General features: G+C 39.8%; 5 protein-coding genes and 2 pseudogenes. 5 read left to right on the top strand and 2 right to left on the bottom strand.

Features of this window, described 5'->3' with window-relative positions:
• The first annotated feature begins 17 nt into the window (after positions 1-17).
• The 4 genes from CS948_RS04215 to CS948_RS04200 are packed head-to-tail and all read left to right on the top strand — an operon-like array spanning position 18 to position 8188.
• Positions 18-1580, top strand: a complete 1563-nt coding sequence (locus tag CS948_RS04215) for a DUF6850 family outer membrane beta-barrel protein (protein WP_004327091.1) — start codon at positions 18-20, stop codon at positions 1578-1580.
• Positions 1581-1610: 30 nt separating this feature from the next.
• Complete coding sequence (locus CS948_RS04210) at positions 1611-3785, top strand: HEAT repeat domain-containing protein (RefSeq protein WP_005651733.1); 2175 nt, start codon at positions 1611-1613, stop codon at positions 3783-3785.
• Between the two features lie 6 nt (positions 3786-3791).
• The gene (locus CS948_RS04205; RefSeq protein WP_004311266.1) at positions 3792-5993 is read left to right on the top strand and encodes a HEAT repeat domain-containing protein; all 2202 of its coding nucleotides are present in this window, start codon (positions 3792-3794) and stop codon (positions 5991-5993) included.
• Positions 5994-5995: 2 nt separating this feature from the next.
• A complete protein-coding gene (locus CS948_RS04200; RefSeq protein WP_004311265.1) occupies positions 5996-8188 on the top strand; it encodes a hypothetical protein in 2193 nt (730 codons plus the stop codon).
• A gap of 3 nt (positions 8189-8191) precedes the next feature.
• Here the strand turns inward: CS948_RS04200 and CS948_RS04195 are convergent.
• A pseudogene (locus CS948_RS04195) lies at positions 8192-8377 on the bottom strand (transposase); the annotation flags it as partial.
• Between the two features lie 220 nt (positions 8378-8597).
• On the opposite strand from CS948_RS04195, the pseudogene CS948_RS04190 reads away from it, so the two are divergent.
• Positions 8598-9284, top strand: a pseudogene (locus CS948_RS04190) (transposase); the annotation flags it as partial.
• Here the strand turns inward: CS948_RS04190 and CS948_RS04185 are convergent.
• Positions 9256-12804: an Eco57I restriction-modification methylase domain-containing protein gene (locus CS948_RS04185; RefSeq protein ID WP_004327088.1), complete on the bottom strand. Its 3549-nt coding sequence runs from the start codon at positions 12802-12804 to the stop codon at positions 9256-9258. The pseudogene CS948_RS04190 and the gene CS948_RS04185 overlap by 29 nt on opposite strands.
• Positions 12805-12993: the final 189 nt, after the last annotated feature.

Genomic DNA, 12993 nt, shown 5'->3' with positions numbered 1-12993 from the left:
ACTAAAAAGACAGAACAATGAAAAAACAATATATGAACTATATGAAAAGCTGCCTGCTGGTAATGATAGCCTGCCTTGTAAGTATGGTGGGAGCGGCACAGGGCTTCTCTCCCGCCGCTATGGAACAATTGAAAACAAGACGACTATGGTCTCATTCACAGAATGCTGCCGGTATGCCATTCGATGATATTCAGAATTATTCGAATGTTATATTGGGATATGACTTACAGGACGGAAACTATTGCCGTCCGCAAGAGGGGCAGAAAGAGGCTATCGTAGGTGTATCCAGTGAAGGCTTTATCAATCTGAAAAATGCATATGTGTGGGGAGCATTTAATTTTGCACAAAAAAATCTGACAGATGCCGGATATAACGCCTCCATTGCCGATCCATTCAGGGGAATGCCTTACTATGTCGCAGACCAGCACTTAAGCAAATGGAGAAATCAATATTACGATCTGAAGTTTCGTGCAGCTACTCCTTTACTTGGTAATCATTGGGCATTGGGGTTGGAAGGTAATTATGTAGCTACATTAGCTGCCAAACAGCGCGACCCGCGTGTGGATACCCGTTTTTATACGCTGGGACTGACGCCGGGGATTACTTACAAGTTGAATAATTCACACAAGTTTGGTGCAAGTTTCAAGTATAGTTCTATCAAGGAAGACTCAAGAATGAGTAATGTCAACTCTTATGTGGATCAGGACTATTATATATTATACGGTTTGGGAACAGCCATAAAAGGAATAGGCAGCGGTGTAACCAGCAATTATATTGGAGACCGTTTCGGTGGAGCTCTCCAGTACAACTTCAGTATGCCCTCTTTCAATTTACTGCTTGAGGGCAGTTACGATGTAAAAGCGGAAACTGTTCAGCAGAGCTATACGACTCCTAAAAAAATAGCCGGTGTAAAAGATAAAACTGCTCATGTTTCTTTAACGATGATTCAGGAAGGAAAGGACTATACCAATTATATGAGAACCACATATACAAATCGTAACATCGATGGTATTCAGTATATTTCTCAACGCGATAACTCTGAATCACAAAGTGGCTGGGTGGAATTATATAATAACATCCGTTCTACGTACAAGGCACAAACCGCTTCTCTTAATTATGCATTAAGCAGAAACCGCGGGAATGAATATAGTTGGAAAGCAGAATTAAATGTGAATTATACCAAGCAAGACGATGAATATTTAATGCCTAATTCTGTACAGAATGCAGAAAATTTATCTTTAGGCTTAGGTGGCAAAAAAAATTTTGTTTTAGGCAATAGTTTGAATCGCAGGCTTTTAATAGATGTTCATGTTGCGTATAACAATAATCTGGGAGGTGAATATGTATATGGTGGCAGCCATGCAGACTATCCAACTGTAACCGAATTACAACAAGGGCTGACTAATTATTATACCTGTGATTACTATCGTATTGGCGGGTCGATAACGTATTCGCAACAAGTCAGAGAAAACAGACGTATGAACTTATTTGCAAAAGTTGTATTCGATCGTGTAAATACCTCTGACTATGATTATGATGGGCGTACTCATTTATCGATAAGTTTAGGATGTAATTTTTAATGCTACATAACGAAATCTATATTACAAAACATGCGTAAATTAATAACTGGAAGTTTGATGCTCTGCAGCATATTATCTCTGCGGGCACAGACATTTGTTAAACCGGCTGTGAAAGTAAAGGACACCTCTTTTGCTGTAATTACAGATAAAGGGACATTTCAGGCTTGTGAAGCCGAGCTTAAAGCCTATCAGGAGATTCTAGGAATGGAAGGGTTGCCTACGTTCATCGTATACAATGAATGGAATAAACCGGAAGATGTAAAGAAAGTTATTGTTAAGCTCTACAAAAAGGATAAATTGGAAGGAGTGGTATTTGTCGGTGATATCCCTATTCCAATGCTCCGCAAAGCCCAGCATATGACTTCCGCTTTTAAAATGGATGAGAAAAACAATGACTGGAGAGATTCTTCAGTGCCCAGCGACCGTTTCTACGATGATTTCGACCTACAATTCGATTTTTTGAAACAGGACAGTGTCGAAAATAATTTCTTCTATTATAATTTGGCTATAAAATCTCCACAGCAAATTCGGTGTGACATATATTCTGCACGTGTCAAAGCTGTTGATAACGGCGAAGAACCGCATGCGCAAATCAGCCGCTATTTTAAAAAAGTGGTGGCTGAGCACCAGATAAACAATAAATTAGACCAATTCTTCTCCTATACAGGTGATGGCTCTTACTCTAACTCATTGACTGCATGGACACCGGAAACCTTTACTATTCGCGAACAAATGCCGGGCGTATTCGATAAAGAGGGACGGGCCCGTTTCATCCGTTATAATTTCAGCGATTATCCCAAGGACGATGTCATTAATATGCTGAAACGCACAGATCTGGACTTGTCTATTTTTCATGAGCATGGTATGCCCGAACGTCAATATCTTTCCGGTAGTCCCGCTACTAATAGGTGGAATGCTCATGTAGATGCAATGAAGTACTATTATCGTGGTTTAGCGCGTAGAAAGCAAAACAACAAAAAGTCTTTCGACGAAATGCTGGATATGATGAAAAACACATACGGTTTGGACACTACTTGGATTGCAGGCTATGATGATCCCAAAGTAATTGCAGAAGATTCTTTACTAGACCTGCGCACCGGTATTATCCTGTCGGAAGTTACAGAGTTTAAGCCTAATAGCCGTATGGTAATTTTCGATGCATGCTATAATGGTGATTTCCGGGAAAAAGATTACATTGCCGGACGTTATATCATGTCGGAAGGAAAATGCGTAACTACTTTTGCCAATTCAGTCAATGTACTGCAAGATAAAATGGCAAACGAGATGCTCGGCCTGTTAGGTATGGGAGCACGAGTGGGGCAATGGGCTAAATTGACGAATATTCTCGAATCGCACATTACCGGTGACCCTACTCTACGTTTTCAATCTATCAATGAGGTAGATGCCAATGCTTTGTTCAAAGAACCATATAGCGAGTCCCGCATGTTGGAGTTATTACAGTCGCCCTATGCCGACATACAGAATTTTGCTTTGCACAACCTTTATCGCAATGACTATCCGGGTATTTCTGATTTATTAAGAAAAACTTTTGAAACTTCCTCGTTCATGATGGTACGTTTCACCTGCTTGGCATTGCTTGAGAAGATTAGTGACAAAAACTTCCGGGAAGTCTTACACTTGGCCATTACGGATTCCTATGAATTTATTCGTCGCACCTCTGTTCGTATGATGCAACATGTGGGACTGAACGAGTATGTTTATCCGCAAATCAAAGCCTATGTAGAAGACAACCTATCCGAGCGTGTGGCATTTAATGTGAGTTTGGGGCTTCAAGTCTTTGATCAGGCAGCCGTACAGGCGGCAATTGATAAAGTAATGGCTGAGACCTATGTGTTGCAAGACAAGGAGGAGATGCGTAAGGTTTTGGAGAATGCCAATAATAGTCGTAGCATGCAAAAAGAGTTATTAAGCAAAGAAACTTCCGAACGTTGGCGCATCCTTTATTGCAATTCTCTGAAAAATCATATGGCACATGCCTGTGTAGACGGCCTCTTGGCTTTACTTACCGACTCCAGTGAAAGTGAAAAGCTAAAAACCTGTTTATTGGAGGCTTTTGCTTGGTTCACTCATTCTTATCGGAAGCCTGACATCCTTCGGGTATGCGATCAACTGAGAAAAGATAAGAGCTTATCCGAGAACCTTCGTGAAGAAGCCGACCGTACATATTACAGACTTAAAAATTAATTGGCCATGATTAAAAAAATAATATATCTGGCATTTCTTTTGCCATTGGCAGGAAATGCACAAACAACAGTCATAAAGCCATTGGTCAAACAACCTACCGCTTTTGCTATCATAACAGATAACCAAACTTATGCAAATACCAAAGATGCCATGCATCAGTACAAAACTGCGGTTGAAGATGATGGTTTGGCAACTTATCTGATCAGCGGTGACTGGCAAAATCCAGATCAAGTCAAACAGATAATCATCAAAACATATCAAGAATGCCCTTCATTGGAAGGTCTGGTTTTAATCGGCGATGTGCCTGTCGCATTGGTACGTAATGCGCAACACATGACTACTGCATTCAAAATGAATGAGAAAGCCTTTCCTTGGGATCAGTCTTCCGTACCTACCGACCGCTTTTATGATGATCTGAACTTAAAGTTTGAGTTCATCAGGCAAGACTCAGTAAATCATCAGCATTTCTACTACAAATTGACAGAAGACAGTCCCCAGCGGCTAAATCCTACTTTCTATTCAGCTCGTATCAAGTATCCGGAAAAAAAGGAAGGGGATAAATATGCGGCCATTGCCTCATATCTGAAGAAAGCTGCTGCTGCCAAGGCAGATAAGCATAATCAATTAGATCGGGTATTCTCATTCAATGGTGCTTCTTACAATTCCGATTGCCTGATTGTATGGATGGATGACGAAAAAGCTTATATGGAGAACTTTCCATTAGCTTTTGGTCGTCAAATGGGATTCAAACATTGGAACTTCCGAATGAAACACCCTATGAAATATAAGTTATTCAGCGAATTGCAACGAAAGGACCTTGACTTATTTATGTTTCATGAACATGGAATGCCAACAGGGCAGCTTATTAATGATGAATTGGCATGCACTGATTTCAATAATCGTTATAAAATGTTGAAGAGTACACTTTATAATGCAGTCATGTCCCATGTTGGAAAACGTGACAAAGACACCTTACGTATTCAGATGCAGGAAAAACGACAAGTGAATGAGGTGTTTTTTAAAGACCTGGACAATCCTAAGTTCTGGGAAGCAGACTCTCTTCACTACGCTGATGAACGTATCGTAACGGAAGATTTAATGAAGAGAAATCTTTCCACTAATCCGAAGATGATAATGTTTGATGCGTGCTACAACGGTTCTTTTCACGAAAACGACTATATAGCAGGACAATATATCTTTAATGACGGTCAGACATTAGTAGCACAAGGAAATACCCGTAACGTATTGCAAGACCGCTGGACTATTGAAATGATTGGTTTGTTGTCCCATGGTGTACGAGCCGGGCAATACAATAAGCTAATCGTATCACTTGAAGGTCATTTGTTTGGTGATCCCACTTTCCGTTTTGCTCCTATCGAAGCCAATACTTTAAGTACCGATATAACAATACACAAAGATGACAAAGCCTATTGGAAGAATTTGTTAAACAGCCCATACGCTGATGTACAAAGTTTGGCCATGCGTATGCTGGCTGACGCCGATACCCAAAAGGAATTATCTCCGTTGCTCCTGAAGAAGTACCGGGAAAGTGGCTTCAATACGGTTCGTATGGAAGCTATCAAGTTGTTGAGCCGTTATCAGGACGACAACTTCATCGAAGCATTACGCGAAGGTTTGAACGATACTTATGAAATGGTAGCTCGCCAAAGTGCCATTTATGCTGGATTTGTAGGTGACGATTCCTTATTGCCCGCTATTGTGGAAGCATTGGTCGAACATAATGAACGCTTACGCGTACAAATGAGTGCCAACAAGGCTTTAAGCCTTTATCCGAAAGAGAAAGTAGAAAAGACAATAGAAGACTTTTATGCAAAAGTTGACCGTTTGAATGAAAACGAAGAGAAAAAACGATTACTAAGAAGCCTGGAAAGAATGTTTGTACAAGAGGCAAAAGTCCATCAGACCTTGATGGATGTAGCTGCACCGGAAGCAAAACGTATCAGTGCAATCCGCAATGTGCGTAACTATACATTCCATTTCCACGTGGATGATTATTTGAATGTAATTCGTGATGCCGGTAATCCACAGGAAGTACGTGTAGTAATGGCCGAAGCATTAGGTTGGTTTACTAATTCTGTACAACGGCCACACATTCTTGAAGAAATAAAGAAGATGCAACAAACAGCCAATCTTCCGGAAGATTTAAAAGCAGAGCTTGAACAGACAATCAAAAGATTAAGTTTATAAATATGAATAAATACATCCTTTTGGCAATTACCGCTTTGTGCTTACAGGATATGCAGGCGCAAACAGTTGTACATCCTAGTATAAAAACAAAGACTACTTTTGCAATTGTAGTCGATCAGAAAAGTTATGATGAAGCGAAAAGTGAAATTGATGCTTATCGTACCAGTATAGAAAAAGAAGGTTTAGGTACTTACTTGCTAATTGATGATTGGAAAAGGCCCGAACCTATTCGTGAGCAACTTGTCAAATTGCATGAGAATGAGAAAACGCCTTTGGAGGGTTGCGTATTTATAGGTGACATCCCTATTCCAATGATTCGTGATGCACATCATCTATCTTCGGCTTTCAAAAGGTCTCCCAAAGCCAATTGGCAGAAATCAAGCGTTCCTTCCGACCGTTATTATGATGACTTCGGATTAAAATTTGATTATATTAAACAAGACAGTTTGATACCTGACTATCATTATATGACATTGCGTGCTGATTCTAAACAGTATATTTCACCGGATATTTATTCGGCCCGTATCCGTCCATTACATTTAGAAGGTGAGAACCGTTATCAGATGCTACGCGATTACTTAAAAAAGGCAGTTGCCGAAAAAGCAAAGCAAAATGCATTTGACCAACTGACTATGGCCCGTGGCCATGGTTACAATTCTGAAGATCCTTTGGCATGGAGCGGTGAGCAAATAGCCTTACGTGAGCAATTGCCGCAAATATTCAAATCGGGTAATACAGTGAAGTTCTATGATTTTAACATGCGCTATCCGATGAAACCATTATACTTGAACGAGATTCAGCGCGAAGGATTAGATGTCATGCTATTCCATCACCACGGTGGCCCCACCATGCAGTATATCAATGGCTATGAAAATGGTTCCGGTATTAATTTGAGTATTGAGAATGCCAAAATATTCTTGCGAAGCAAAGTGCCTTCATACGCCAAGAAACATGGGCGTGAAGCTGCTATCAAAGAATATGCCAAGCAGTATGGGGTGCCTGAAAGTTGGTGTGCGGAAGCTTTCGATGAGGAGAAAATAAAATCGGATTCCATTGTAAACCGTAATATGGATATCTATACTGAAGATATTCGTCTTTTGACTCCTAATGCGCGTTTTATATTGTTCGATGCTTGTTTCAACGGTTCTTTCCATTTGGATGACAACATTGTAGGCTCTTATATATTCAATAAGGGTAAGACCATTGCTACTATGGGATGTACGGTTAACACCATTCAAGATAAATGGCCGGATGAATTTCTCGGCTTGTTAGCTGCCGGTATGCGCATCGGGCAGTTCACTCGTTTTACCTGCTTCTTGGAAAATCATCTGATCGGTGACCCGACTTTTCACTTCACCAATAATGCCGGGCTGGATATGGACATCAACCAAGCTTTAGTTGCGCAGGAAGGAAATGTTACATTCTGGAAAAAACAGCTGAATTCCCCTATGGCTGACATGCAGGCAATGGCGCTCCGTCAATTGTCAATGGCAAATTATAGTGGTCTCGTTGAGTTGCTGAAGAAAAGTTACCACGAATCGAACTATTTCGTTGTGCGGTTGGAAGCATTACGCCTATTAGCTTTGAACTATCCGACAGAGGTTGCCGATGTATTGCAGACAGCCATGAACGACAGTTATGAACTGATCCGTCGTTATGCGGTGGAATACGTTGAAAAGAATTGCAATCCGGAATTGTTGCCGGCATGGATAGAAAGCTATTTATTACGCGGACATGAAAACCGCCATCGTTTCAGAATTTTTAGTGCTATCAACACGTTCGACCATGATATGGCTTTGAATGAATTGAAGAAACAGGCTGCCGATTGGTCTTTCTACGATTCTTCCTATGTGAATGAATTGTTAGAATACCTTCCTCGCCAAAAGAAAGGACTTGAAAGAGATTTTGCACTTATTGACAGTCCGGAAAGTACTACCAAACAGATACAAAGCGAAATAAGTAGGTTCCGAAATAAACCTATTGCTAAAGCTATTGAGCCATTACTGAACATTATAAAAAATGAAAGCCAAGAAGAAGAACTTCGCATATTGGCTGCTGAAACATTAGGCTGGTATAATTTATACTATAATAAAGCAGATATAATCAAAGAACTTAACACATTTAGAACTTCCAATCAAAAGCTAATGAACGAAGTTACCAAAACAATTAATAGGCTGAAAAGTCAAAATAGGTAGAATCATCCAAACGATGAGATAGACCGGATCCAAAGGGCGGTTCTGCCATTCCTGAGCAGCCTGGTTGACTTTGTTCGTGATGATGGAAATAGCTGATGTGGACAGTTCTATCTCATAGATTTCACGCATCTCCTCTTCTATGTCTGACACGCTCATTCCTTTGGCATATAGGGAGATAACAAGTTTTTCTTTAATATTATCGACACTATACAGGGACATTCAGTAAATGTCTATAGTATAACTCCTCAACCAGTTCCAGACACCAATCATTAAAACAGGGATATTCCTAAAATAATAAAATTTAAGGCAACTAATTCATTGCGAGTTAGTTGCCTTTTTTGTATCTTTAAGCATTCCCCCCAAAAAACGGTTTGACGGCCAAAACGGGGGTAATCTAAAATAAAAACACATGGTAAAGATACAAAAAATCTCAGAAATCGAACCTCGTTTAGGTTTTACCGAGTTCGATATGCTAAAAAAATATCGTCAAAGTTTTGCAACGAGTGAATTAGGTCGCCTCCATGCTCTGTTTCCTTTCTCGGAACTGACCCGACAAATGCATTTGAAGTCCTCTGCTTTGGGTCGTAAAAGTTATTTTTCTCCCGAAGGTAAAATAGCCTTGATGGTCTTGAAGTCCTATACCAACTTTTCCGATGCACAACTGATTGAGCATTTAAACGGTAATATTCATTACCAGTTGTTTTGTGGTGTTCAGATTGATCCGCTTCATCCACTAACCAATCCTAAAATCGTTAGTGCAATTCGTCAGGAACTAGCGCATCGCCTTGACGTTGAGCCCCTCCAGCTCATTCTTGCCGAGCATTGGAAACCTTATCTTGAGAACCTTCATGTCTGTATGACCGATGCCACCTGTTATGAAAGTCATCTGCGTTTTCCTACTGATACCAAACTCTTATGGGAAGGTATTGTATGGCTTCATCGTCATCTGTGCAAACATTGCCAGACCTTGCACATACAACGTCCCCGTAACAAGTATCTTGATGTACGCCGTGCCTATCTTGCTTATAGCAAACTGCGTAAACGCAGGAAATCACAGACTCGTATGATTACACGAAGGTTACTTCAGTTATTGGAAAATTCAATACTGCCAACAGATAATCCAAATGATCGCCTGTCATAATATAACAGGCATTGTTCATTACATAATTGTTGGCATCATATGCAAAAGCCATTTGGTTTCCGATTATTTTCCATACAATTTTTGGCTTAGAAAAATCCTCCCAATAACTGATGCTATCTTGTGTTTCAAACCACTCGTTACTAGTTTTCTTTCGGGCTTTTATTTTTTTGCCATTAACAATATGAGTTTCTCCTGTTTGTTCTAAACGCTCTATGCCAATTGACAGAAGATAATTTTTCACCGCAGGATAACTTTCTATATCATAATGCCGCGAAGGAAATGTGGCTATAATCCACAAGTCCGCCCATTCATATTCATATCTCTTGATATCCCTGCCACGAAGAATCGGTCGTATAAGTTCAGCCGTCCGAACACGTTCATCTTCTGTTTGACAATTCGCTAGTATCTCATCACGCTTTTCGGTAGAAATGATAAAAGCATCATTGAAACCAGTTTTTATCCCATAGTTGATTTGGATGTTCCAATCCTTCAAGGGTATTCCCACAGACTCAATCTTCTGCTTGATGCTCTGTTCAATGGGAGACAATATCATCCATGGGATAGAATCTGCAAAGTTACACTTCACGCCTTGTTGCTGCACGAAATCGCTCAAATTATTCAAGCCATTCGAATCTTGTACCAAACAAGCTTGTGTGTTAAAAATATTTGCTGCTTTTTGAGATAAAAGAATATTTGCTTCTACCGTTATTGCATCGAATATTTTTATACCTGCAAAATCTACCAACATAATAGGATTGGTCTTGCTTGCGAAATAACCTCGCAAGGCTTCACCATACCCTGCACGCATCCATTTATTAGACGTGATATAGCAAAGAAAACCATTGGGAGTAAGCAGGTTCATACCCAACTCATAGAAGAGGCAGTAAATATCACCAGTGCGTGCATAAGTTATGTAACCCATGCATTCTAATACATCGGCACTCTTACCCATAGATTGTAACTGAATGTAAGGTGGATTGCCAATGATACAGTCAAATCCCAAGAAGTTGCCTTCGGCATCAAGTACTTCTGGAAACTCTATACGCCATTCGAATGCACCAAGATAAATTTTGTTGGAGCGTATTTCCTCAAATATATTTTCTAAAGTCGCAATTTCTTTCTTTAAATCGGCAATGCGCTTGTCCGACGCTTTCTTTTCCTTTTTTGTCGGTTCAAACAGTTGAGGCGCTTGTAAGTTTGCCAACTCAGAGCGGCGTTTGTTCAATCTAACCAATCGTGCATCCCGGCGGTTGATCTCTGTTTTCAGTTTCGACTTGATTTCTGTTATAAACGTTTCCAAATCCTGCTTTTCGCTTTTACTTTGGGCATTTTTATATTTAGCTACAGCCTCCTTATATTGGCTGATGCTGATACTAGACTCTCGCAGTACGGTCTGAATACTGTCTGTCAAAGCGAATCGGTGAAGCAAAGAATTTCCACATTTGATGTTAATGTCGATATTTGGTAAGGTTTCTAAATAAGTGTAATTACTTTCAGCCGTATAGTAAGCATTCTTCAACAATTCAATCCACAGTCGTAGGCGGCAAATCTTCACAGAGTTGGGGTTAATATCAACGCCAAATAAACAGTTCTCAATGATTTGACGCTTCTCCTTGAAAAGAGTTTCCTGCATGCGGCGACTTTCCGCATTGAGTGGGTTGTAAGCAAATAAATTACCTTCGGTATCGGTAACAATCAGCTCGTCATTTTCAATGGCAAGTTGATAGTCCGCTTTGCGGATACGCTTACCGGTAGCATCTACCAAAATACCTAATTCGTATTTCAAGAGTATCAGTTCATTGAGAGCAGACACAAGAAAGTGACCCGAACCAACAGCTGGATCACACAGTCGCAAACTGTTAATTAGTTCATTAGCTTCGACTATATTGTCAATATGGTTGTATAGTTCTATACGGGTGGTACAATTCCAGCCATAATAACCATTAAACTTTTGCAACACGGTCTTGGTGATTGCTTCACGGCACATGAACATAGTGATAAAGCCTGGAGTGAATACTGAACCATCCTTGTGACCATTTATTTTCTCGAATATAAGCCCTAAAACAGAAGCATTGATGAGTGTTTTAGCCTCTTCTTGCACTTCTTCACTGCCTTCGCTCGCAAAGTTATAAGCGTCGAGAAAAGCAAACAAATATTGCAGGGTGGGTAATGCGTTGACTTGTAGATTGCGTTTTTTATTTCGTAATACGCTACTCGCCAAGACAGGAAGTACCGTACGTTGTGAAAGGCTGTTTATCTTAATTGTTTTACTTTCCAAATCTGTCACCTCGAAAAGAGAACTGTTAAGATAGGGAACGTAAGCAAAATCACGCATAATGGAGTGTGTGCGGCTGCCCATGTCACGTGCAAGCACTTGGAAAAAGAGTGTGTTGAGATCATCATAGTCATGAATCTTAGTTATTGAAAGAAATTTATAGATTGCATCTCCATTGTGGTATTTCAACATCTGAGCCTCCAACAGTTTCAAGAAAAGGATACGATTCATCCAAGTAATACACAATTCCATTGCAACATTGAATAACCGTTCCTCATAATCATTCCCATACAAACGACCATTTATGTGACGCAAACAATCTTCTGCATCCAGTTGGTTAATAGTATTCTCTAGTAATGAAGCCTCGTCACGCCGTTCCACAGCTTTGCGTACAATCACGGTTTTATTATTCTCTTTGCGTTCCTCAATACCAATAATGTGTAGCAGCTCAGTGTAGAATCCACGGTTGAGCGAATTGCTGTCATTTTGGAACGATAGCTTCAAAAGATGTGTATCGCTGAATATCTTATAAAGTTCGATAAGTTTGCGTGAAGCGCTACTGTCTGTTCTATCAAGCAGGTGTTGATAGTCTTGTAAGTTGAAGTAAGTGTATTCAAGGCTATCTTTCACCTCCTCAATATAGGTTGTTGCAATTTCAGTATAGAAGAAATCGGTTTTGTTACTGGTTTTGCGTCCATCCACAAAGTCTTGAAACTCACGACGTAATTGTTTGTTCTGATAGAATTTGCGTTCAAACTCATGGGCATCAAAAATAAAGAATTCATGAATATTAGTAGCGATGAGATATTTAATATCATTGTTCTTCTTATTGACACGTTCTTTAAGATAGTATAGCAATAATTCCTGCAAAGCCTTACGATTAAGATTGTCATTAGAAATCATCTCACCTTTGTTGGTGGTACTCTTTACTTCAATCAATAACCCTATATTGGACTTGATAGTTTTATCCAATCGGATAGCCAAATCAATATCTTCTTCGGGAGCCATGTAGTATGGCTTGTAGAACGTTTCACTCAGAAAATTACGTAAATGTTCTTTTTGCGTGTGTTCTCTTTGCCCATCCACAATATTGTCTCTCAATGTGCGAAGGGCATTTTTGAATAAGTCAAAATCTGTTGTTTCAATCGCAACCTGTCTATATGCTTTGTTCAAAACTTGATTCGGTTTGAGTAGTCCCATAATGTTTGGTAAATGAGTTAATAAAATACAAAGGTAGTCTAAAAACTTGATAATAAAGAATGAACGTATTGGTTTAACGAAAGTTTGTTCTACTGCCAGCCATTATCAACAAACAATAGCAGCAGTAGATTTGACATGATTCTACTTATTATATTGTAATAGCCAGCCAAAGTAATCTTTTCACATCCG

This window comes from Butyricimonas sp. Marseille-P3923 (assembly GCF_900184685.1).
Classification (GTDB): Bacteria; Bacteroidota; Bacteroidia; order Bacteroidales; family Marinifilaceae; genus Butyricimonas; species Butyricimonas muris.
Note: the sequence above shows the minus strand (reverse complement) of the source record. Positions and strands in the feature narration are given on the sequence as shown.